At 42.6% G+C, this 21,193-nt stretch carries 23 protein-coding genes, 1 tRNA gene and 1 pseudogene; 9 read left to right on the top strand and 16 right to left on the bottom strand.

Annotated features, from left to right (window positions below; all coding sequences use genetic code 11):
- Position 1 precedes the first annotated feature (1 nt).
- The gene (locus tag PQ469_RS26115; RefSeq protein ID WP_090641829.1) at positions 2-790 is read right to left on the bottom strand and encodes a hypothetical protein; all 789 of its coding nucleotides are present in this window, start codon (positions 788-790) and stop codon (positions 2-4) included.
- Positions 774-1,628, bottom strand: a complete 855-nt coding sequence (locus PQ469_RS26110) for an ABC transporter ATP-binding protein (protein WP_274210301.1) — start codon at positions 1,626-1,628, stop codon at positions 774-776. Before PQ469_RS26110 ends, PQ469_RS26115 begins: the two co-directional genes overlap by 17 nt.
- Before the next feature lie 181 nt (positions 1,629-1,809).
- Between PQ469_RS26110 and PQ469_RS26105 the strand changes: the two genes are divergently transcribed.
- Entirely contained in the window at positions 1,810-3,960 is a 2,151-nt protein-coding gene (locus tag PQ469_RS26105; RefSeq protein ID WP_274210300.1) for a glycoside hydrolase family 31 protein, read from the top strand.
- 94 nt (positions 3,961-4,054) lie between these two features.
- Here the strand turns inward: PQ469_RS26105 and PQ469_RS26100 are convergent, their stop codons facing one another.
- Positions 4,055-4,954 (bottom strand): metallophosphoesterase family protein, encoded by a 900-nt coding sequence (locus tag PQ469_RS26100; RefSeq protein WP_274210299.1) that lies wholly within the window; start codon positions 4,952-4,954, stop codon positions 4,055-4,057.
- Positions 4,955-5,071: 117 nt separating this feature from the next.
- Entirely contained in the window at positions 5,072-5,248 is a 177-nt protein-coding gene (locus PQ469_RS26095; RefSeq protein ID WP_274210298.1) for a hypothetical protein, read from the bottom strand.
- Positions 5,249-5,711: 463 nt separating this feature from the next.
- On the opposite strand from PQ469_RS26095, the gene PQ469_RS26090 reads away from it, so the two are divergent.
- On the top strand, positions 5,712-6,743 hold the full coding sequence (locus PQ469_RS26090; RefSeq protein ID WP_274210297.1) for a HAMP domain-containing protein: 1,032 nt from the start codon (positions 5,712-5,714) through the stop codon (positions 6,741-6,743).
- A gap of 56 nt (positions 6,744-6,799) precedes the next feature.
- Here PQ469_RS26090 and PQ469_RS26085 read toward each other — a convergent pair whose 3' ends face one another.
- The 3 genes from PQ469_RS26085 to PQ469_RS26075 form a co-directional block, all read right to left on the bottom strand.
- The gene (locus PQ469_RS26085; protein ID WP_274210296.1) at positions 6,800-7,039 is read right to left on the bottom strand and encodes a Txe/YoeB family addiction module toxin; all 240 of its coding nucleotides are present in this window, start codon (positions 7,037-7,039) and stop codon (positions 6,800-6,802) included.
- A gap of 12 nt (positions 7,040-7,051) precedes the next feature.
- Complete coding sequence (locus tag PQ469_RS26080; protein WP_090641841.1) at positions 7,052-7,252, bottom strand: DUF2683 family protein; 201 nt, start codon at positions 7,250-7,252, stop codon at positions 7,052-7,054.
- 85 nt (positions 7,253-7,337) lie between these two features.
- Entirely contained in the window at positions 7,338-8,282 is a 945-nt protein-coding gene (locus tag PQ469_RS26075) for an SDR family NAD(P)-dependent oxidoreductase (RefSeq protein WP_274210295.1), read from the bottom strand.
- 94 nt (positions 8,283-8,376) lie between these two features.
- Here PQ469_RS26075 and PQ469_RS26070 point away from each other — a divergent pair, with 94 nt between their 5' ends.
- Complete coding sequence (locus tag PQ469_RS26070) at positions 8,377-8,517, top strand: hypothetical protein (protein ID WP_274210294.1); 141 nt, start codon at positions 8,377-8,379, stop codon at positions 8,515-8,517.
- Positions 8,518-8,569: 52 nt separating this feature from the next.
- Here PQ469_RS26070 and PQ469_RS26065 read toward each other — a convergent pair whose 3' ends face one another.
- Positions 8,570-9,070: a VOC family protein gene (locus PQ469_RS26065; RefSeq protein ID WP_274210293.1), complete on the bottom strand. Its 501-nt coding sequence runs from the start codon at positions 9,068-9,070 to the stop codon at positions 8,570-8,572.
- Between the two features lie 274 nt (positions 9,071-9,344).
- Between PQ469_RS26065 and PQ469_RS26060 the strand changes: the two genes are divergently transcribed.
- Positions 9,345-10,388 (top strand): Kelch repeat-containing protein, encoded by a 1,044-nt coding sequence (locus PQ469_RS26060; RefSeq protein WP_274210292.1) that lies wholly within the window; start codon positions 9,345-9,347, stop codon positions 10,386-10,388.
- A gap of 505 nt (positions 10,389-10,893) precedes the next feature.
- On the opposite strand, the gene PQ469_RS26055 is transcribed toward PQ469_RS26060, so the two are convergent.
- The 5 genes and pseudogenes from PQ469_RS26055 to PQ469_RS26035 all read right to left on the bottom strand — a co-directional run bounded on the left by PQ469_RS26055 (position 10,894) and on the right by PQ469_RS26035 (position 13,821).
- Positions 10,894-11,412, bottom strand: coding sequence for a hypothetical protein (locus PQ469_RS26055; RefSeq protein ID WP_274210291.1), 519 nt, complete (start codon positions 11,410-11,412; stop codon positions 10,894-10,896).
- A gap of 3 nt (positions 11,413-11,415) precedes the next feature.
- The gene (locus tag PQ469_RS26050; RefSeq protein ID WP_274210290.1) at positions 11,416-12,366 is read right to left on the bottom strand and encodes a hypothetical protein; all 951 of its coding nucleotides are present in this window, start codon (positions 12,364-12,366) and stop codon (positions 11,416-11,418) included.
- 379 nt (positions 12,367-12,745) lie between these two features.
- Positions 12,746-12,907, bottom strand: a pseudogene (locus PQ469_RS26045) (site-specific integrase); the annotation flags it as partial.
- A 257-nt stretch (positions 12,908-13,164) separates the two neighbouring features.
- Positions 13,165-13,254, bottom strand: a tRNA-Ser gene (locus tag PQ469_RS26040).
- A gap of 183 nt (positions 13,255-13,437) precedes the next feature.
- Complete coding sequence (locus tag PQ469_RS26035) at positions 13,438-13,821, bottom strand: hypothetical protein (protein WP_274210289.1); 384 nt, start codon at positions 13,819-13,821, stop codon at positions 13,438-13,440.
- Positions 13,822-13,863: 42 nt separating this feature from the next.
- Here PQ469_RS26035 and PQ469_RS26030 point away from each other — a divergent pair, with 42 nt between their 5' ends.
- From PQ469_RS26030 to PQ469_RS26015, 4 genes are all read left to right on the top strand, one after another.
- A complete protein-coding gene (locus PQ469_RS26030; RefSeq protein ID WP_274210288.1) occupies positions 13,864-14,265 on the top strand; it encodes a DUF5655 domain-containing protein in 402 nt (133 codons plus the stop codon).
- A 551-nt stretch (positions 14,266-14,816) separates the two neighbouring features.
- Positions 14,817-15,722 (top strand): VOC family protein, encoded by a 906-nt coding sequence (locus PQ469_RS26025; RefSeq protein ID WP_274210287.1) that lies wholly within the window; start codon positions 14,817-14,819, stop codon positions 15,720-15,722.
- Positions 15,723-15,988: 266 nt separating this feature from the next.
- Positions 15,989-16,765 (top strand): XAC2610-related protein, encoded by a 777-nt coding sequence (locus tag PQ469_RS26020; protein ID WP_274210286.1) that lies wholly within the window; start codon positions 15,989-15,991, stop codon positions 16,763-16,765.
- 284 nt (positions 16,766-17,049) lie between these two features.
- Complete coding sequence (locus PQ469_RS26015) at positions 17,050-17,385, top strand: hypothetical protein (RefSeq protein WP_274210285.1); 336 nt, start codon at positions 17,050-17,052, stop codon at positions 17,383-17,385.
- A gap of 338 nt (positions 17,386-17,723) precedes the next feature.
- On the opposite strand, the gene PQ469_RS26010 is transcribed toward PQ469_RS26015, so the two are convergent.
- Both PQ469_RS26010 and PQ469_RS26005 read right to left on the bottom strand, forming a co-directional pair.
- Positions 17,724-18,956 (bottom strand): RNA polymerase sigma factor, encoded by a 1,233-nt coding sequence (locus tag PQ469_RS26010; RefSeq protein ID WP_274210284.1) that lies wholly within the window; start codon positions 18,954-18,956, stop codon positions 17,724-17,726.
- Between the two features lie 42 nt (positions 18,957-18,998).
- Entirely contained in the window at positions 18,999-19,352 is a 354-nt protein-coding gene (locus PQ469_RS26005) for a YciI family protein (protein WP_274210283.1), read from the bottom strand.
- Positions 19,353-19,642: 290 nt separating this feature from the next.
- On the opposite strand from PQ469_RS26005, the gene PQ469_RS26000 reads away from it, so the two are divergent.
- On the top strand, positions 19,643-20,308 hold the full coding sequence (locus PQ469_RS26000; RefSeq protein ID WP_274210282.1) for a Type 1 glutamine amidotransferase-like domain-containing protein: 666 nt from the start codon (positions 19,643-19,645) through the stop codon (positions 20,306-20,308).
- A gap of 218 nt (positions 20,309-20,526) precedes the next feature.
- Here PQ469_RS26000 and PQ469_RS25995 read toward each other — a convergent pair whose 3' ends face one another.
- Positions 20,527-21,141: a YdeI/OmpD-associated family protein gene (locus PQ469_RS25995; RefSeq protein ID WP_274210280.1), complete on the bottom strand. Its 615-nt coding sequence runs from the start codon at positions 21,139-21,141 to the stop codon at positions 20,527-20,529.
- Positions 21,142-21,193: the final 52 nt, after the last annotated feature.

The raw sequence follows: 21,193 nt of genomic DNA, 5'->3' as shown, positions 1-21,193 counted from the left end.
ATTACGCCTGTTTTTCCTTAAGACGAAAGTAGGCAGCCGTCCATAAAATAAATGCCACAATGATATATACCAATTGGCCCGTCCAAACAAAATCTTCGGGGTTTACGGCAAAGTACTTCCCTTTTTCCATAAAACCTACCGATGTAAATGGCACTACCTGGATAATATCGCGATGTATCATATAATGCATAGCTACGTTGTTAAGGGTGATGAGTATGGCTATCACGATAAAAAAAATCAGCGCGGTTTTAACAAAATGAAGTTTTTTGAAGCAGATAGCCCCCAAAAAGGCGATAGAATGAAACAGCGAATACAAAATAAGGATGATGAACAACACGTTACCACCAAAACCAAGTATGCGGTAAAAAAGGCTGAATATTTCAAGCGGCGGCCCTGGAAAATGTTTAGCATGTAATAAAAATAGCATTACCAGGTAAAAACAGCCTATTGATACCACCAAAAATACTACGAACGAGTATAGCCAGGCCACCAGGTATTTTTCAAAATGGGTACTTGGCAGGGTTAATGCGCCCAGCGCTTTTTTATCGTCGCCTAGGTCAGTAAATATGGTGCTGGTAAATATGGTGCCGGTGAACAGTATAACCCAGCCCAATAGCAAAAGCTGCAGCGGTAGCTCCATGCGCACATCCATCAAAAATACCAGGAAGCTGCCACCCAGCAACAGCACGCAGGTAAGCACCGTTATTGACATCAGGTAGCTTTTATAATGCTCGGTTGTATGTTTATAAAACAGCCGGCCAAAGCGTTTCAGGTTAAATATCTCGTTCATCTGCTGTAGCTTTTAGTGTTTGTAAAACAAGATGGTTGCCGGTTGTAATGGCGTTAAACAGCAGTTCAAGATCAACTTTACTATACTCGCCGGTGCTGTTTTGAATAATAACGTTTTTGCCGCGCTGGCCTTTTTCTTCATACAGCACCGGCAAGCCTTCGGTATCGGCATAGCTGCCAAAGGTTATTTTTTCGGCTACTTCATCCATTGATTGATTAACCACTATTTCGCCTTTATGTAAAATGAGCAGAGTATCAATCAGGCTGTCAAGGTCGCGTACCTGGTGGGTAGATATTACAATGCACCTGTCTTCGGTTAATACCGACGCTATCAGCTTGCGGAACTGCACTTTGGACGGAATATCTAATCCGTTGGTAGGCTCATCCATGATCATCAAACCTGTATTGGTGGCAAGCCCGAAAGCGATCATGGCCTTTTTTTGCTGGCCGTAGCTTTGCTTATCCATTACGGCATCCATATCAACATCCAAAGCGGCCAGGTACCGGTAAAAATCGGCTTTGCTGAATTTGGGATAAAACACAGCGGTGCTTTTAACATACTGTGCGGGTGTAATATCGGGCACAAAAAGTTCTTCGGCCAAAAAGTAAACATCTTCCAAAACAGAAACCGGCCTGCCGAAAACATTTTTGTTGTTATAGTAACAGGCGCCCTTTGCCGGGTAGGTAAGGCCTACCATGTTTTTGAGCAGGGTTGATTTGCCTGCCCCGTTTTTGCCAAGCAGGCCGTAAATATGGCCTTTGCTCAAGGAAAGGTTTAGTCCGCTAAAAAGCGGCTTGTTTTTTTGGTACCCGAAATGCAGTTCTTTAATCTCTATCATAATAGGTGCTATAGTTAGATAGTGCACTACAAATGTACACAACTATATTTGAGAAATACAAGCCCTTAAAACAATTTTCGATAATATTTCCGGTAGAATATTTTCAATGTACAGCATTTGCCGAACTTTAATGCATCATTGTATTATTGAGAGATACGAAAGCTTGATTGTATATTTGTTTATGAAACTTACCACCCGATTCGCGCTTTTGTTTGTACTTCTTCACAACATTTCCTTTTTTGCTATCGCACAACAACCTCCACAGGTTGCAACGGTGGCACCTGGTGTAAAAAAACTCACATCGGGCCTGCCGGAAAAGTTTTCGCCTTACAGCTTTTGTAGTGAAAAACCCGTGGTAGCAGAGATGAGCAGATTGCCTGAAGCCAAACTGCCCTTCAATGTTAACGACATTAAGATCAATGTTTCTGATCGCGGGGCGGTTATAGAGATACCTTTAGACAATGAAGAACAGCTTTATGGATTCGGCCTGCAAATGGGGTCTTTCAATCAAAAAGGCCTTCGGAAAAAACCTATAGTAAATGATAACCCTTCACATGACCTGGGATATAGCCACGCCCCTATGCCATTTTATGTATCGAACAAAGGTTATGGCATCCTGGTGAATACTTCGCATTACACTACATTTTACTGCGGCAGCACCGCCAAAAATACGGGTGCGGTTCATGTAAATGATGGTAAAAGCGGTAACTCTGTTGAAGAGTTGTATAAAAATGATCGTCCAGCGTCGGGCTATGTGGCGGTAGATGTTCCGGGTGTGCAGGGCGTTGAGGTTTATATATTTGAAGGCCCAGACTTAATTAATGTTTTACAGCGTTATAATTTATTTTCGGGCGGCGGGGCCTTGCCGGCTATGTGGGGCCTTGGCGTTAAATACCGCGTAAAGGCCGACTTTAACCAGCAACAGGTAGGCAAGATGGCTTCTTATTTTAGGGATAACCAAATTCCGTGTGATGTACTTGGCCTGGAACCGAAATGGCAAACAACCGCCTATTCCTGCTCATACGTGTGGAATAAAGATTTTTTTCCTGATCATGACAAGTTCATAGATACTATGAAGACTAAAGGGTTTCACATCAACTTGTGGGAACATGCGTTCGTAAATCCTAAATCGCCGCTTTATGTACCCCTTAAAATTAAATCGGGAGATTACCTGGTTTGGAACGGCCTTGTACCGGATTTTGTTGACCCTTCGGCCGGTAAATTATTTGCCGACTATCATAAAGATACCTTTGTGCTCAAAGGTATCTCCGGTTTTAAAATGGATGAATGCGATAACTCCAACCTCACCACGGGGAATGCTACCTGGAGTTTTCCGGAACATAGTCGTTTTCCTTCAGGAATTAACGGCGAGCAAATGCACCAGGTTTTTGGTGTTGTTTACCAAAAAACAGTTTATAATATTTATAAAGAACTTAACATCCGAACTTTCCTGGATGTGCGGGCCTCTAATGCATTTGCTTCCTCTTATCCTGCGTCGCTTTACAGCGATACGTATGATCACCATGAATATATCCAGATGATCAGTAATTCCGGATTTTCAGGATTGATCTGGTCGCCCGAGGTCAGGGAATCCAAATCTGTTGCCGACCTGATGCGCCGCAGTCAAACAGCGGTACTATCGGCTCAAACACTATACAATTCCTGGTATCTGCAAAATCCGCCCTGGCTGCAAATCAACAGAGATAAAAACAATAAAAACGAGTTTATGGAGAACGCGAAAGCTGTAGAGGCCGATGTGCGTAAACTTCTTAATTTCAGGATGAGCCTGGTTCCTTATTTGTATAGCGCATTTGCCGATTACCATTCAAAGGGCATTCCGCCCTTCAGGGCCCTGGTTGTTGATTATCCAACTGACCCGAAAGTTTTCAATATCGATGATGAATATATGATAGGCCAGGGAATTTTGGCTGCTCCGCTTACCGAAAATAGCGATGAACGCAAAGTTTACCTTCCTGCAGGCAACTGGTACGATTTCAATACCCGTAAAAAATATCCGGGAGGACAAGAATATATCATAAAAACCAGTTATACCGAGCTGCCGATATTTGTGAAAGAGGGTACTATTTTGCCTCTGGCTAAGCCGGTAGAATACATAAACCCGGAAACCCGTTTCGAACTTACCTGCTATGTGTATGGCGATGAACCGAAACCTTTCTCCTTATTCGAAGATGATGGGGTAACCTTCGACTTTGAAAAAGGAAAATATAATAACCTTAGTTTGAGCTATCAGCATGGTAAGGGTGGGGTAAAAAAAACCGGTGCTTTCAAAGGCAGCAGGTATTATGTCAAAAACTGGGAAGTGATCAGGTAGAGTTCTGCCTGTTTTAAACGTTTGGGAGTATACCACCTGAAAATAATTGTGAGCTGCAATATGTTTCCCCTTTCCCCTTGCGCAAGTACAACTATCAAAGGTAATTCACATATTGCTCCTCAAAAGTGCCGTCGCTGTACAGGTCGATAAGGCCGTAGCCGGGGGCGGTTTGGCGCAGGTTGCCTTCCCACCAGGCGCCGCTTACGGCACCGTTGCAAATATAGGTAACGTTGTTGTACACCACCTTGTCGCGCAGGTGGATGTGCCCGGCCAGGCACAGCTTTACGTTGGGATATTGAGCAAACAGGTTAATAATTCGCGTGCTGTCGGTATGCATATCGCCGCCCAGTATTTCCCACTTGTTAATAATGTTATCGGCTATCAGCACCGTAGCACTCAGGATGGGTATGTGCGACATGATGAGTACCGGCATGGCCGCATCTGTAGTTTTCAGTTCGTTTTCAAGCCAGGCAAACTGCTCGTCGCCCAGTTTGCCAATGTACCAGGTACCATCAACATCAAGGTGAACACTATCAAGCAAAATAAACTTCCATCCGCTCTGTATAAAACTGTTATATGGCCTGGCCAGCTGTAGCTGGTCCATGCTGTATTGTTTGCCGTAAACCGCCTGGCTTTTATTATCCTCGTTCCACCAAATATCATGGTTGCCCAGGCAAAAATGGGTGGGTATGCTGGTTTCGGCTTTTAGGATGTCTTTCATCAGCTGCCATTGGGTGTTAATAGTGGCCAGGTTTTCCTTGTTCATGTCAAAAACAATATCGCCGCCGTTCAGTACAAGGTCGGGTTTTTGCTGCTGTACATGGTGCAGGCATTTCACAAATTTGGCCGGAGCGCCAAACTTGTCTTTCAGGTGTATATCGGTAACATGTGCTACCCTTAACGCGCGCCTTTTAGGGTCGATACCCTGGCTTAGCCCAATAGACGGTACCAGCAACAGGCCGCCAATGTTTTTTAATGCTGCTCTTCTCTGCATACCTAAATGTAAAATTTAATCTGATGCTACTGTTAGTCTTTAGTCGAAAGTCTTAAGCTCTAAGTCAAAAAAGCAAATCCGACTTAGAGCTCAAGACTTAGTACTTTCAACTTAATATTAAACCAACGGATCGCCCCGCTCATCCTGCTCTTCGGTGTCGGGTTTCATTTCCGATCGGATCATGTCTTTTTCAAACTTCTTCTCGTCCCTGATGTTGCGGCGCACCAGCCAAACCACCAACACAACCACTGCAAGCACCGCTAAACTTACTTCAAGATAATTTATATTGTTCATAAAAAAGGTTTTACAGGCTAATGTGGCCGGCGGGTATTCATCTCATCAATGTCTGCTGTAAACAGCTCAAACACCCGCTCCGCAAAAATAACGCTTAATTTCCGGCACTTAATTCTTTGTGAGATGTAGGGAAAGGGCTCGAACCTTTCATATGCCGCCGTCCGGCGCCCTACGCAGCGGTATACCTTTTTCACCTGGTAACCGCCGCAAAGTTAAACCACCAAAACGGGAATTTTACCCGTTGAGCATTATTTAACAGAAAGGTAATATAATATGGAAAAAGGTAATACAACACGGAAAAGGTAGTGATGGGATTTTTCATTGTTCCGATAGAAGCGCTCAGTAAAATCAAATTATATTTCTTGCTCCAAAAACCTTATAATCCAGATAGATTTTTAATTATCTTTACGCACAGTCTTCCTCCTGTTCAAGGTACTATTACATTTTAACGTATTGTATAGTTATGAAAATCAAAAAAAAGCTCTTGTTAGGATTTGGCCTCTTGTTTGTTGTTGTGGTTGTTTTTGGCATTGTGTCTATCTACTACATTAAAGTAATATCCGAAACCGCCAGCATTACTTTAAAAAACAACTACGCTACCTTAACGTATACCCGTCAAATGCGATCGGTTTTGGATGAAAACGACTTGCCGCTGAAATCTGGCGTAGCCGAAACATTTAACCAGGCGCTAAAAAAACAAGAAAACAATATTACCGAACCCGGCGAAAGCGCGGCGACAGCCCAGTTGCGCAAAGCCTTTGTTTTGTTAAGCACCCCCTCGCTGCCTTTGAATCAGCAACAACTTGCCGAGCGGGATGCGCGCCTGCAACTGAAAGATATAGAGGGTTTAAACATGCATGCTATCGAGCTTAAAAATAATTACACGCATTCCACCGTCAATAAGTCTACGCTATACCTCGGTGGTATGGTGTTTATTACCTTTTTGATCCTTTTTATTTTAATTGTCAATTTCCCGGGGTTTATACTCAACCCGTTAGAGGAACTGGCAGATGGTTTGGAGCAAATTAGTATAAAAAATTATAATACCCGGCTGCATTTTAAAACCAGCGATGAATTTGCCCGCCTGGCCGAAGCTTTTAATGCCATGGCAGCCAAATTGGGCGAACAGGAGAATGCAAGCCTTAGCAAACTTATAGCGACCGAATTGCGACTAAAAACACTGGCAGAAGAAATGCCCGGCGCCGTGATTGGTATCAGCGAAAATCAGGAAATTCTGTTTGTTAACCAGGAAGCGAAAAAGATGTTAAACCTGGGCGAAAAGCTGGTTGTCGGCCAGTCTGTTGTAGCATTATCCGAAACTAATGAATTGCTGAAAATACTTGTAGATGATACTGAAAACTCTTTAAAAGCGGCTCATTTTCAACAAAAAACGCTTAGAGTTACGGTGCCCAATTTAAAGCCCGACCTTGACGCGCTTACCGTTGCAAGCTATCCGGCAGGTACAATCCACGTATTTAAAGCCGTAGGCGTTTAGGTTTGGGATTGGAAATTTAACGAGGTTATAGGTAAAATGTACCATTGGGCCTTGGGTTATAAATAGTGGCCTCTTAATGAATAAACCTTTATTACCTCGTCCTGAACATCGTAAATCATGCGATGTTCTTCATTAATTCTTCTCGACCACTTTCCGGAAAGATCATATTTCAATGCCTCTGGTTTGCCAATTCCTTCAAATGGATTTGCTATTGTTGCAGCAAAGAGTTGCTGAATTTTTTTTTGTACAGCTATATTTCCCGACTTCTTCCAAAAATATAAAATCCTTAACAGCATCCCCGTAAAGTTCTATTTCCATAGATTCTCAACATCAACCTTCACTCCTTTGCCAGCTTTAGACGCTTTCTCGCCTCTTTTAATTTTTGCGACAAAATCAGGATTATAAGGGCTTGCGGGCTCTTTTTTGAAAGAGACATCCAATGCCCTCAAAAACGCTTTAATCGCTATTAACTGCTTCTGATCTTTAGGATGTACAATTAAAGTTTCCATAAATCAAAAATAATAATAATTCAACATACCTGTATCGGGATCATCAACCTTTTTTCCATTACCCATACGGGCAGTGAGGGGATCATCAACCGTAAATGACGCCGGTAACCTTCTCGCTGAACCGCCATAAGGCAACCGCCTGGTCCGGATTGATGGCGAAGGAACGCACGCCGTAACCTGCCTGTAAATCGTCGGACACCAGTTCTGCGATATCGCAATCCTCGCAATAAACGCCTCCTATGCCATCAAGCTGATGACTTAGAGCACACCAGATGGAAGTAGCAGCACCCTGCTGCGTGGTTTTAATACCTTTTACCCGCTGAGCCCAGGCTTGTATTTCTTCGTCCGTCATATAGCGGAAGGCATCGGTAAGTATGGCGCCGGGGTGTACTGCAAATGCCCTTATATTATGTTGCTGCCCAAGCCTGTCAAGTTCAACGGCAAAAAGTGAGGTGGCAGTTTTTGACTGCCCGTAAGCTTTCGATTTATCAAAAGGACTTTTTTTAAAGTTTGGGTCATCCAGTTGCAGGCCCATATACCGGTGGCCTATGGAAGATAGTGCAACAACCCGCGCGCCGCCGGCATTTTTTAAGGCCGGCCATAGCCGCCCGGTAAGTTGAAAGTGGCCCAGGTAGTTTACACCAAACTGGAGTTCGTAGCCCCGCCTGTCTGTGAGGAATTGTGGCGGCCGGTACAACCCCGCATTGTTAATGAGTAAATGCAGGCTGTTATATTCAGCCAGGAAGCGTTCGGCAAAGGCGTCTACAGAAGCTGGATCGGCCAGGTCAAGGGGGATGAAGGATACATTTTTAAGCCCGGCAAGGCGTTCTTTTGATTTTTCCGCATCCCTGGCGCCAACAACAACATGCGCCCCTATATCAGCCAATGTTTTTACCGTTTCATAACCTATCCCGGAATTTCCGCCGGTTACTAAAGCTATTTTGCCGGTTAAATTATGACCTGCGGCAACTTCGGCCGCTGTGCTGTTGGCATTAAATCCTGAATGAATTGGTTTTTGTGCTGTTTTCATATGGAACGATAAAATTAACAGAACAAAATTAAATGGGTGATTTTTTCTCAAAAGGTATCCGGCTCAAGTAACCACCAGCGGGCAAAAACGGCGGGTGCTGCGCACAACATCGCCTTATGGTATGGTAAGGCGGGTTGAGGAGTGGGTTGCGCCCAGGGATGTTGAGTTGTTTAATGGCAGTGTGGTACTTTATGAAGGTAAGCGCTGGGATAAACAAAAAACGCAGGACCCGTAAATAATCAAATCTTCAACCGACTCTAATTTCTTGTTTTTAACGACACGAATAGCTATTTGGTAGTAATTGTACCCATCCTGGCATATTCCACGTCATTGGGTTCCCAAAGTTCAATCTTATTACCTTCCGGGTCCATTAGATGAACAAAATTGCCATAACTGACCCTTTCTACCGAATCTGTAGGTAAGATGCCGGAGGCTTTCAGCTTGATAAGCAACGCATCCAGCTGTTCTACCCGGTAATTGATCATGAATTGCTTTTCCGAGGGTTGAAAATATTTGGTGGTTTCCTTAAACGGCGCCCATAAGGTAAAGCCTTTTTTGGTACTGTCTATACCCTGGTGCCATTCAAAGTTGGTGCCACTCCCTACCATACGCATACCCAGGTTTTTTTCGTACCAGGCCTTTAATGCCCCCGGGTTTTTGGCCTTAAAGAATATTCCGCCGAGCGCTGTTACTCTTGGGCCGGGGATAGGTTTGCGGGTTAATTGACTAAAGCCGTAGCCCATTAAAAAAGCAACCAACAATAAGGCAATGAGCGTGATTTTTTTCATCAGCAATAATTTTATTGTTAAAGATAGCTAAATAATGTGCCGGATTAAACAGGCTATTTTGCCAAATTAAACCGGCAGCAGACTATGGCGTGTGCGTTTTGATATGAAGCTCGTATAGGGGGATATTATATCTTTTTAGTATAAAAAGGTAAGTATACAGTGATTGCCAAATACATAATTGTCCGAAGTTGAGCGGCGTCAAACAGCGTGAATTTTTCGTTTGGTTTTGTGATTTTTAGTTATAACTTTATATAGTAAACCTATTTGAATTGCCATGCCTAAATTAAGTCTGACGATAATTGCAATCTCATTGCTTTTCGTTACCATCTCATGTAAAAAACTTCATGTTAAGCCGGATATGGGTAATAATACCGATACTACAAAAGTCGATACTACAAAAACTGATACTACAAAAGTAGAGGCGAAGGGCTGGGTTCAATTGGGAAATTATCCGGGTACCGCACTTCGCTGGACGTTTGGATTTTCCGGGGGGAATAAAGGATATGTAATTGGTGGACAATATGAGGAGCCTTCCGGCCATAGCACCGCCAATGTATTTCAGTATGATCCTTCGGTTGATAAATGGCATCAGCTAAATGACTATCCCGGGAAGGGAATGGGGCTGATGGCCGGATTTTCAATAAACAACAAAACGTACATGGGCACCGGGTTTAACTACAGTACAAATCTTTTATACAGCGATTTTTGGGAATACGATCCTTCCAAAGACACATGGATACAAAAGGCGGATTTTCCAGGCGGTAAAAGACAAGGCGCAATATCTTTTTCAATAGGTGGTTATGGATACTTACTTGGCAGCCTCTTGCGAACAAAACAGGATCTGTGGAAATATACACCAGCTACCGATCAATGGATCCAAATGACAGATTATCCCGGAACGGGCATTGCCGAAATGATCAGTGCTTCTGTTAATGGCAAGGCCTATATTGGCGGAGGTACCAGCATGGAAGAAGTTGTGAGTGATTTTTGGGCATACGACCCAGCTTTAGATAAATGGACAAAAAAGGCCGACGTTATTGAGCCGCTTTATAACCCGGTTACCTTTGCTATGGGCACCAGGATTTATGTTGTTGGCGGAATTGGCCAAAATCTGAAATTCCGTAAAGCTGTACTGATATATGATACGGCTACAGATCAATGGACTAAAGCTGAAGATTTTAAAGGGCAGGAAAGGTCGGCAGCTGTTGGATTTGTAATCGGCAACACCGCCTATTTCGGCCTTGGAGCCGGTAGTAAAATAGCGGGCGGAGCCACCTATCCGGTGTACTTCAACGATTTCTGGAAATTTAACCCATAGGTTAGGATGCCCGAATAGTATAAATAATGCGCCGGATTAAGCAGGTATTGTTGCAGGTACATATCCTTTTTGTGCCGGGAGTATCTTTCTTTGAGGTTTATTGTGCAGAAAATTAGCGAATTGCAATAGCTTTTATCGTTGAAAATGGCCCGTCATTAAGCCTGAAACGCCTGTAAAGACCTTATAGCATTTTTAAATTGCCCTTTTTAAACAGCCTCTGAGATTACTAATTGCATTAACGCCTCTTATAATAGATTTTCTGTCTTGCTACGGCATTATTTGCGAAAACCATGTGGCCAACCAATAACAACAAAGTAATTCTTAAGGCTCTATACGTACGCTAAAACGAAAAAAACGCACAGAAAACCGCACTTGGTGTTTGTTTTCTATGCGTCATCAACGGACTAATAAGGCCACGCGTACCATAATCCAATTACAGCTTTACATGATGTCTAATCGTTAAAAAACCATTAATTTTTTTATATAGCATTAATAAGAAAGAATATCATAGCGAGGGTTCAACGACAATTCCCTGATCTTTCAAAATGTTAACACTGTCTTTATGAAATAGTATCGCGTCAAATAACATTCCAGGGTTAGTATAGAGTGCCTGCAATATATAACGTCTATCTTTTGAAAAATAATAACTTACATATGCTCCTGGAAGGTGTTCTGCTGTAAAGTTGCCAACAAAATGTAACTTGCCGTAGCTGGGTTCGGCTTTCCAGGACTCTGCCCGGATATCTGTTTTTCTGAACATCTTTGGTGACGAACTTGGCACTCGGAAACGGATACTATCAAAATTACCATACACGTAAAATGAATCCGTTGGCGACCCTGAAATATGATGATATTTATCCCAAAATGCTTTTCCTATAAGCTCACCTGTTTTCCCTCTGGGAATTTTTTCCATCGATATATTACGATATCCACCACTGTCGACATTGTTCCTCGATGCACATGCTGAAAGCATAATTTGCATGGCAAATAGCAAAATTAAGAGATGCTTGTTTAAACTTTCCATTTGTTAACTTTTCAAAATGCCGGTTTGTGTAATCTTTAGATTGCTAACATAGGTAAAGGTAGGTAATCCACTGGCGTCATTTATCCCTCCTCCGTTATAGGTGATCCTCAATGAGCCCGACAGAGTATAATTGTTATAAACAATTTCGGATGTTGAAATTACCCAACCTGTGCTTAGTTCTGCCCCGGCCTTATATACGCCAGCATTAACTTCTCCGGTGAATTTTACTTCCCCTGTGTTAGAAACAATTCTCGATCGTGTTTCTTTTCCAAGAATGGCGACATTTGCAATAGATGTATTTCCCTGTCTAACCGTTTCTTGTATCCAGGATACTCCACTTGGCTCGTAAGTACCCCAGCCACTTCCATGAGGCTCCAAAATTGGTAGATTTTGTGCCATCTGAGAAATCCCCAGTAAAGATCCTTGGCTGCCGGGTGTATTAGGTAATCTAATTACGGCAACAAACGGAACCACCGATCTTACAGTATTACCCCTAATTGCAAAAGTTGAAAGTTCCTCATTAAAAATTCTAAAACCTTTTTTTTGAGTAATACTTACATTTGATCCCGTCGTTACAATAGTAGAATAATCCACGTCACCTTGATAAATTTCTAAAGAACCCAAAGTATTAAAGTCAAACGCGTTTAGTTCATCAGAGCCAACGGTATTGGCATCCCCCAATGCTAATGTCTTAATTTGAGACGCAGATTTTCCTTTTTGAATAGTTTCATACTTAAGTGCATTAATTTTGTTTACCCAATCAGCAGAATCGATTTTTTCTGTGCTCGTAAGATATTCCATCATCTTAGAATATTCTTCATTAGTCAGTGTTGCATGAATTCCTTTGCCATTTACCGGCTTTTTAATCGTGAGATCTTGACTTTGTTTTTTGCAGCCAGCTATTATTGCTGAAATGCAAATTAAGAGCAGTGTGAGTTTAGATGTTTTTTTCATAGTTCATTTCTTATAGATTAATAGTTACTGACACTTAATTGTGCCGGTTTATAATAATAACTCCTGAGAAATGATTTAGGGGGTATTGGAAAAGAAAAAAGCTCAAAAAAATAAAAATCACTGAAATGGCTGTTACATCCGTATACTTTTTGAGATGTTCTCGCAGAAAACTTAGTGCAAGTTTCATGTAACCCCTTACCGCTCCACATTTAAATTCATTTTTTGTGAGTAATTTTCAGAAGCTGATAGGCAAGGAACTCACGTATACGATCTTTGTTAGGATTTGTATAACACTTCGTCCTAAAATGATAAAACCCTTGCAAGTAAAATAACTGCAAGGGTTTTTAATTGGTTTATTTCACCTTTTAGTAAAGTTGTATTAGCCTGAATATTTCTGCCTTAACAAAGCCATATCGGCACCAACTTTAATATCCAGTATTTTGGCATAGTGCTGCGTAGTCTGAATGTTGGTATGGCCTAACATCTTTGACACGCTTTCAATTGGTACGCCATTTAAGAGTGTTACAGTAGTAGCAAAGGTGCAAGGGCGCATTTTCAACAGCGGGCGAGCGTCCGAACGCTGATGCGTTTGGAGCAAGCGGAAGATGTTTATATGTTGAACACACTCAATAACAGCGACTTATAAGTGTTCCGGTGACCGTTGAAATTTCCTCTAAAAAGGTCACCTACAGGTCACCGGAACAAAGCAATTTATTGGTTTATTTTGGCGCGGGCTAAAAACAAAAAACGCCGTAAATGATTTATTTACAGCGCTTTTGATCTTAATTGAATGATACTTGGCGGAGAGGGAGGGATTCAAACCCCCGGTACCTGTAACAGTACACCTGATTTCGAATCAGGCACATTCGATCACTCTGACACCTCTCCGTATAGCTGCATTAGCTATTTGAGGGCGCAAATATAATATTATGTACTAACGTGGGGGTAACATTTTATAAAATAAATGCAGCGCCTTCGTAAAACGGGCTTAGGTTAGCCGAACTTCGCGGGTAGCAACATCGCCTCGAAAAAACGCCCCGCCGGGGAAGGAAATAACGGGCCGGTTTTATTTTAAAAGCCGGTAAATAAAGCTTTGCTTTTAGGTGTTACCTTACCAATCCTTTCATCCTTGTTTGATACCAGGTCACAAAGCTGTATGGCGGCACTTTCAAAATCATCGTGGCGGTCGCTCAACAGCAACCAGGCGGTATCAAAAGCCTCGTCTTCATCAAACTGAAAATCGGTAATCGCTGGGATCTCTGCCTTCAAACCGGCATGATGTTCGCGCCTGGTACATATCCAAATGCCGTTGTGTTGCGCATTTTTGCCAGTTTTCCGGAAGATCAGCACTATCTTTCGGTCGAAATAAATATAAAACATGCCTACCGCTGGCTTTACGATGGTACTGGCCGGCAGGTAATCCAGCAGGAAATCAAAAGGCACAGTTTTTTTCATGACGTGGAGTGCATTTTGGTAAATTTAGGCAAAAAATGAATAATGAGCTGGACCTGCCCCAAATGTGAACGCGAACTGCCGAAACCCGAACAGCGGCATTATTGCGCGCGGGTTAGCCTCGACAGTTTGTTTCGTGACCGCCCGCCTGAACTTGTGCTGGTGTTTGATAAGATACTGGCCGAGGTGGCCGATTGGGAGGGAGTTTTGGTTGGCACTACCCCGAATTGTATCGTTTTTACGCGGCGGCTTACCTTCCTGGTAATCCGACCGATGAAAAAGGAGCTGGATATTAAATTTTATTCGAAAGTACCCCATCCGGAAAGGCCTGTGCTTAAAAGTGTGGCTTCGGGTAATAAGTTTGAAAACCATATCCGTATTGCTTTGCTGGATGACCTGCGGCCAAAATTGTTTCTTTATCTGCGGGAATCGTATGAGCTTTTATAGTAGTGTTATGTGGTTTTTAGCCGAAAGTCTTAAGTTTTTAGAGGCTGTCTAAAAATAAAAAACAGATCGTTATTGCTTTGTGTTCGCGCATCAACTATTGGAATTTACATAAAAATTCGCTTGAACGTTGGCTAAGACTCACCCGGTCGAGGCTACGCCCGACCACTCTCTCTTCACCTTCGGTGGAAAGAGGGTTTTTGTTTTAATTAATTGATAATTAGATATTTAAATAAATGAATTTTCAAAACCCTCTTTGCGGCGTAGCCGGAGAGAGGGTCGGCCAGCGCAGCGTAGCCGGGGTGAGTTGTAGCCGACATGCGAAATACGTTGTTGTTCTTCATTAGAAGCATAAAAACATTAGCAAATCAGGTTTAGACAGATTTTAAGTCAAAAAAAAAGAAAAATTCAACTTTAGACTTACGACTTAATACTGTTGACTCAGCGAGAGTTAATTGTCGCAATTACGCCCTTAAAATGTCAGAGATATGCCTTGCACCTCCCTGCGTTTTGGCGTTATTTTTGATTCATCTTTACACTAAAACCAATTACCTATGTTACCCATCAAACCGCACATCTGGTTCGGCCAGGATAAAGCCAAAGAGGCGGCCGAATTCTACGCATCGTTATTGCCCGGTTCGGCCTTAACCTATGTGAATCATTTTACCATGCCCGGCGGCGGCGAATGCGAGACAGTTGAATTTACCATGGCCGGACAGCCCTTCCTGGGCATCAGCGCAGGCCCCGGGTTAAATACCACCCCCGCTATATCTTTTATGATCAATTTTGACCCATCACGCAACCCGGATGCCGCCAAACATATAGATGAGGTTTGGAACAAGCTGTTACCAAACGGAAAGGTGATGATGCCGCTTGACCGCTATCCCTTTAGCGAACGCTACGGCTGGATAAGCGACAAATACGGCGTATCATGGCAGTTGATCCTGACCAACCCAGCCGGCGAAGAAAGACCGGTGATCGTTCCATCGCTGATGTATACGGGCGATGTGGCCGGTAAAGCCAATGAGGCCATCGAGTTTTACTGTTCGGTATTTAAAGATGGTAAACGGGGTACCACGGCCCCGCGCCCTGAAGATATAGGGCCCGACAAGGCCGGTACGCTCATGTTTGCTGATTTTTACATAAACCATACCTGGCTGGCAGCTATGGATAGCGCACACCCGCACGGGTTCGGTTTTAACGACGCAGTATCATTGCTGATTACCTGCGAAACACAGGAAGAGATTGATTACTACTGGAGTACCCTTACGGCCGACGGCCAGCCAGGGCAATGCGGCTGGCTGAAGGATAAATACGGCGTATCCTGGCAGGTGACTTCAACCGTAATGTTTGAGGCACTTAAGCATGGCAGCCCTGAACAGATTGCCCGTGTTACGCAAACTTTTATGACCATGAAAAAAGTTGATGTTGCGGCTTTGCAACAGGCCTACAACGGGTAGATCAATAGAATTTAAAGAGAATAGGAAAGCCTGTAAATTATTATTTGCAGGCTTTTTCAATTTGATGATGTTGGTTGGGGAATGGGAGCCGATTAGAACACTTTCTGCAACTTGGGCAATAATTAAAGGAATCTATATTTGAAGTGAAAAATGGGGTAATCATGATATATTTACATTAAGTTCACTTAAGCCTGAATGTTTAAAAATTTGCCTTGTTGATGTTGCCGGCATAGCCGCCTTTATGCTATTTACATTATTTTCAAAGTATGAATTCTCTCGCTATCGCCTGTATCATTTTAAACTTTTGTATACGGCCATACAATAGTTTTTTTAGCGCCAAACCGGCAAAGTCTGTTGCTGAATTTCAGGGGAAGACATTTAAGGTACAAAGTCTGCCTTTTGATATTAATGGCTTGCATCTTCAATATCAATATATAGTTAAAGAAGATATTTATGCCGAAAAGCCAAAGGAAATGGTTATCGTTCTTGATAAGAAAATTGTTGATCTGAAGCGAAAGGCTGTGGTAATAGATCTTTCAATGCAGGAAGATATTAGCCCGACCGTGGAGTTAACTCATATTGATAAGGCGAAATACTGCCCGGAAGATTTTGATGATGTGAATTTTGACGGCTACAAAGATATAAGGGAGGAATGCCAACCATGCAGCGGATCATTGGGCAATATCGAAACGATTTATCTGTTTAATCCCCGTACAAAAAAATTTACAGCGTGGTCTGAAATGGATATAAACATTGAGATTGACAAAGAAAACAAAACAGTTCATTCTTATAATGGGCCAAGGTACGATGGCGGAGAGTTTCATTACAAGGAAATTAAGTTTATTGGCCGGGGTATCGAGCTTTACAAAAAAAACATCGATTGTACTTTTCTCGACAAAAAAAAGCGAACGTTTAAAGTTGTATATAATAAATATATGGGCAAAAAGTTAGTGGTTCATAAAACACGAATTATCTTCATTGACGAAGACACTGAACCCTGGTCAATTATTGACGATATTAAAAAGTGTTCTTCATGCAACTGATAAACTCAATAAATAAGCTATTGCTGTTCTTAAATATACTGGCAGTGCAGCCATCTTCTTCCGTTAATTTCAATTTCAGACTTTTCGATAAATACGGCAAAGCCATTGAGCCAAATGACATTTGCAGTAAATACATGTTCACAAAAGCTAACCTACCCGAACAATATAATTTTTGCAATACTTCATATTCAGCTCAATACAGTCAACATTCTAAGAAAATTAGCCTCAATACCGTTACTGTATATAGTGATGTAGAATTTTATTTTATTCATAAAACTGATACAATGGCGGTGTACATAATCAATTCAGGCTATGGCGCAATAATTGGTATTGATTCCCTTGTTTTTAAACCCGGCAAATATGCTATTCAATGTAATTCGCGAATTGTTGATGGTAAAACTTTACCTAATTTACCTGTTTTGAACCTTAAGGAAATTGATTACGAACAAGCGATGACCAAATATTACAATTTTTGGCTCAGCGAGTATAAAAAGGTAATGAAAGCAGGATCGTCCGAAGAGTATGCAAGCACGAAAAGGTTTCGTAAACTGCAACAGATTTATCATATACCCAAAGATGATATGAGTTACAAAACAGCACAGCAATTACACACTAAATAAGATATGAAGGGGTTGCTTTATCAATCTAAAAAAAGAAAAAACCCGGCCACCACACCGCCTCCTATTGTTCGTAGTCTACCGCTGTTCGAATATCTCCGACTTCGAACCACTATGTCTGTAGTCTCCAGACTACAGGGGAGTTAATATGATATCTTTAGCATAAAACATGAAGTGGTTATTGTAGTTGCAAACTACAGGCATAATCATCCGAAGTCGGAAATAAGACTGCAAGGTTTTGTGCGCCGCAAATGCGGGCAGCTGATGTGTGATTTTCAAAAAGGTACAAAGCTGTATCATCCTAAAAAGTTTACATAGGAGAATAAAAAACAGTATGCCAATCACTGCTCAAGTTCGTCTATTTTTTTCTGGATGATTTTTTTGTCTGCCGGGGTACTGGCGATAGCCAGGGCTTTTTGAAAGTTTATTTTTGCTTTCTGATTATCAATGCCGGTATAAAGCTGCCCCAGCAGCGCAAAATAAAATTGATTGCCGGTCAGGTTCAATTTTTCGGCTTCAACAATCGCTTCCTCCTTACTGTTTGCTTTGGCCAGGGCATAGGTGCGGTTAAGTGCCGCTATAGGCGAATAAGCCACCTGTAAATAACGATTATAAAGCTGTAATATATTTTCCCATTTCTCTTTAGTATCCGCCCTCTGCGTACTCCAATAGGCTATAGAGGCCTCCAGGTGGTATTTTGAAAGCGTACTGCCCATGGCCGATCTGTTTAAATAATATCCGCCTTTGAGAATCATATCTGCATTCCACAGGTTGGTGTCCTGGTCATCATATAAAATGATTTCGCCGGTTTCATTTACCCGCGCATCAAAACGCGAGGCATGAAAATACATCAGCGCAAGCACGGCATTAACCGGGGGTTTATTGGTATGCTCATTATCGGCAAGCATTTGGCATAGCCTGATGGCCTCAAAACACAAATCCTGGCGAAGCACTTGATTTTGGCTGATGGAATAGTACCCCTCGTTAAATAGCAGGTAAATGGTTGTCAGTACAGCGTCCAGCCGCTTATCTATTTCTGTCGGGCCAGGAAGTTCTATTTTAATTTTCTCCTCGCGTAACTTTTCGCGGGCCCGGTATAAACGCTTGTTGATAGTTTCCTTGTTACTCAAAAAAGCCTGGGCTATCTCGTCAATACCAAACCCGCAAAGGATGCGGAGCGATAAGCCTACCTGCGCCTCGGGAGGGATGGAGGGGTGGCAAATGGCGAACATCATTTGCAACTGGCTATCGCTGATGTTTTGCGGCGACAAATCTATGTCGGTTGCATCGTGTTCTGAAAAATCGCTTTTGACTTGGGGCGCGACTTTAGTTTGAAAGGTTAAATGGCGCTGCAGGTAATTTTTTGCTTTGTTTTGAGCAACGCGATACAACCAGGCGACAGGGTTTTGGGGCAGGCCGTTAAACCCCCAGGTTTGCGCGGCGGCAAGGAAGGTTTCGCTGGCAATATCCTCGGCTATCTCCATCTCATCAAACCCAAAGCGTCTGCACAATACCGAGACTATCTTGCGGTATTCCGACCTGAATAAATGTGGTATCAACTCCTGTTGTTCCATAAACGGAAAGCCCCTGTAAATGTACAGAGGCTTTTTTAGCTTTTAGTGTGCCCCATCATTTTTGGCAATGCGGCGCACTTCCATCGTATTGCCTTCGCCTTGCAAAACCGGGCAGCCTTTTGCAAATTCAGCCGCCTCGTCTGCAGATTCGGCCCTCACCACAATAAAACCACCTATAGTTTCCTTAATCTCGCCAAAGGGGCCATTGGTAACCATTTTGTTGGCGTGTACCACACGGGCATCATCAAAAGGCAGGCCCGTACCGCTAACAAATTTGTTTTGGGCGGCAATACTGCCAATCCAGTCCATGGTTTGTTTCATCCATATTTGCATTTGCTCCGGCGAGGCTATCTTTGTGCCATCCTCGTGTCTCATAATTAACGCGTACTCGTTCATTTTTTTAAGCTTTAATTGTTACTGAATTTATGAATTATAACCCGATAACAATTGAGGTTTTTGAAATTGGACAAGCGCTGAGAAAATGTGTTCTTTCATTTGATCGCAAGGTTTGAACTCAGGTGTCACCAGCCATTCTTTACGGATTCCTAAAAAAGTACATTAAACAGCTCTATACCAATGTGCATATCGCCGCAAAACACCTCCATATTGGCGCGATTGCCCCACATGCTTTTGCTTCCTGTATTTTAATTTTATATAATTATTTTAACCCGTTAATTTGAAACATTATGAAGCTGCTTCTCACTTCTGCAGGCATAAGCAATGCGAGTATTCATAACGCGCTCGTTGAATTACTAAGGAAACCTGTTGCCGAAGCCAGCGCCCTTTTTATCCCTACCGCAATATACGCCATAGCCGGCGGGGCCGATATATCACGCAAGGTAATTTGCGGGCAGTTAGGCGACCCTTTCTGCGATCTGGGTTGGAAATCCTTAGGAATACTGGAACTTACTGCACTACCAAGCATCAAACAAGAGCTTTGGCTGCCCATGTTGCAGGAGACTGACGCTTTGCTGGTTGGCGGGGGCGATTGCCAGTACTTGTGTTACTGGATGCAGCAATCGGGCCTGGCAAAACTTTTGCCCTCGTTGTTGCAAAGGATAGTGTATGTGGGCTTAAGCGCCGGAAGCATGATCATGACCCGCTTTGGAACCACCTATGGCAACCATAATTTACCGGCCGAAAGCGATAAGTCGCTGAAACTGGTTGATTTTGCATTACACCCTCATTTAGATCATGAATGGTTTCCGACGAATTCTATGGACAATATTCAAAAACTGGCCGCTACGATAGCAGTACCTTCATACGCGATTGATGATCAGACAGCCATAAAAGTGACTGACGACAGCATTGAGGTTATTAGCGAAGGACACTGGAAGCTGTTTAATCCCTGAAACCGGGTGGCGCGGTAAATTCGCCCGTTGTCATCTTTGTTTTGTCGGTTGTTGGCGTTATTTCCGTACACTGATAGGTAAACGCCATGCAAAGTAATAAACATGCAACTCCCGGATGTTTATAAGTTCCAAACTTTCCGGCTTCGGATAACGGGCTGCTCTTCAAGTTTCTATTTTCCAATATTTTTAGGGCAGGATGGTATGATATTTTAAGATATCTATTTTTGGTGTTTCCAAAATCTGCCTTTTCCTTCGGCTATCCATTCTAAAGCTTCATTTATTCTTTTTTGTCGTGTTTCGTCGGTTTTGGCATCGGTAATCCAAACTATATATTCCTTGCGGAATGAGTTGGATTTGCTTTCAAAAACTTCCTTTGCTTTGGGGTTAGCTACTAATGCGGCCAGCAAATAATCGGGCGTTACCAGTACCCTGGGTTTATCAGATTCGGGCTTGTCTCTTTTTATCCTGATGCCTTTTTCGTTTAACTGCATGGCTTCTTTAAGCATGGCTATAAATTCATCGTCGGGCGGCAGGTCGCTTATTTGGCTGATCTTTCCTAAAAATCGTTGAATTGGTTTAAGGGCCTTACTTGCCTTCAAACGTGGGTCGGTCATCAATTCGGCCTTCAGGAACGTAAAAGAGCAATGATTTTTATAGGATGCCACTACACACATGTTATCGTTGTTGTATTCAAAATGGGGCAGGCTCCATTTTATAGCCTCTTCGGCATTAGGGCAATGTTCATGAATAAGGCGGCGCCAGTGCTCAAGAATAGGTTTTGCAAAATCTTCCGAGTTATTTATGTAAGCATCCACAGCAGGGTTGTAGTTCATAACGTTAGTTAATTTATTGTCACAAAAAAACTTAAACTTATGCGGAAGATTT

Source organism: Mucilaginibacter sp. KACC 22773, from assembly GCF_028736215.1.
GTDB lineage: Bacteria > Bacteroidota > Bacteroidia > Sphingobacteriales > Sphingobacteriaceae > Mucilaginibacter.
This window is presented reverse-complemented; position numbering and strand designations above follow the sequence as displayed.

What these genes read in the sequence shown, in the direction of transcription:
- PQ469_RS26115 (WP_090641829.1), bottom strand. Translation starts at nt 790, where the DNA reads ATGAACGAGATATTTAACCTGAAACGCTTTGGCCGGCTGTTTTATAAA.
- PQ469_RS26110 (WP_274210301.1), bottom strand. Translation starts at nt 1,628, where the DNA reads ATGATAGAGATTAAAGAACTGCATTTCGGGTACCAAAAAAACAAGCCG.
- PQ469_RS26105 (WP_274210300.1), top strand. Translation starts at nt 1,810, where the DNA reads ATGAAACTTACCACCCGATTCGCGCTTTTGTTTGTACTTCTTCACAAC.
- PQ469_RS26100 (WP_274210299.1), bottom strand. Translation starts at nt 4,954, where the DNA reads ATGCAGAGAAGAGCAGCATTAAAAAACATTGGCGGCCTGTTGCTGGTA.
- PQ469_RS26095 (WP_274210298.1), bottom strand. Translation starts at nt 5,248, where the DNA reads ATGAACAATATAAATTATCTTGAAGTAAGTTTAGCGGTGCTTGCAGTG.
- PQ469_RS26090 (WP_274210297.1), top strand. Translation starts at nt 5,712, where the DNA reads ATGAAAATCAAAAAAAAGCTCTTGTTAGGATTTGGCCTCTTGTTTGTT.
- PQ469_RS26085 (WP_274210296.1), bottom strand. Translation starts at nt 7,039, where the DNA reads ATGCTGTTAAGGATTTTATATTTTTGGAAGAAGTCGGGAAATATAGCT.
- PQ469_RS26080 (WP_090641841.1), bottom strand. Translation starts at nt 7,252, where the DNA reads ATGGAAACTTTAATTGTACATCCTAAAGATCAGAAGCAGTTAATAGCG.
- PQ469_RS26075 (WP_274210295.1), bottom strand. Translation starts at nt 8,282, where the DNA reads ATGAAAACAGCACAAAAACCAATTCATTCAGGATTTAATGCCAACAGC.
- PQ469_RS26065 (WP_274210293.1), bottom strand. Translation starts at nt 9,070, where the DNA reads ATGAAAAAAATCACGCTCATTGCCTTATTGTTGGTTGCTTTTTTAATG.
- PQ469_RS26060 (WP_274210292.1), top strand. Translation starts at nt 9,345, where the DNA reads ATGCCTAAATTAAGTCTGACGATAATTGCAATCTCATTGCTTTTCGTT.
- PQ469_RS26055 (WP_274210291.1), bottom strand. Translation starts at nt 11,412, where the DNA reads ATGGAAAGTTTAAACAAGCATCTCTTAATTTTGCTATTTGCCATGCAA.
- PQ469_RS26050 (WP_274210290.1), bottom strand. Translation starts at nt 12,366, where the DNA reads ATGAAAAAAACATCTAAACTCACACTGCTCTTAATTTGCATTTCAGCA.
- PQ469_RS26035 (WP_274210289.1), bottom strand. Translation starts at nt 13,821, where the DNA reads ATGAAAAAAACTGTGCCTTTTGATTTCCTGCTGGATTACCTGCCGGCC.
- PQ469_RS26030 (WP_274210288.1), top strand. Translation starts at nt 13,864, where the DNA reads ATGAGCTGGACCTGCCCCAAATGTGAACGCGAACTGCCGAAACCCGAA.
- PQ469_RS26025 (WP_274210287.1), top strand. Translation starts at nt 14,817, where the DNA reads ATGTTACCCATCAAACCGCACATCTGGTTCGGCCAGGATAAAGCCAAA.
- PQ469_RS26020 (WP_274210286.1), top strand. Translation starts at nt 15,989, where the DNA reads ATGAATTCTCTCGCTATCGCCTGTATCATTTTAAACTTTTGTATACGG.
- PQ469_RS26015 (WP_274210285.1), top strand. Translation starts at nt 17,050, where the DNA reads ATGGCGGTGTACATAATCAATTCAGGCTATGGCGCAATAATTGGTATT.
- PQ469_RS26010 (WP_274210284.1), bottom strand. Translation starts at nt 18,956, where the DNA reads ATGGAACAACAGGAGTTGATACCACATTTATTCAGGTCGGAATACCGC.
- PQ469_RS26005 (WP_274210283.1), bottom strand. Translation starts at nt 19,352, where the DNA reads ATGAACGAGTACGCGTTAATTATGAGACACGAGGATGGCACAAAGATA.
- PQ469_RS26000 (WP_274210282.1), top strand. Translation starts at nt 19,643, where the DNA reads ATGAAGCTGCTTCTCACTTCTGCAGGCATAAGCAATGCGAGTATTCAT.
- PQ469_RS25995 (WP_274210280.1), bottom strand. Translation starts at nt 21,141, where the DNA reads ATGAACTACAACCCTGCTGTGGATGCTTACATAAATAACTCGGAAGAT.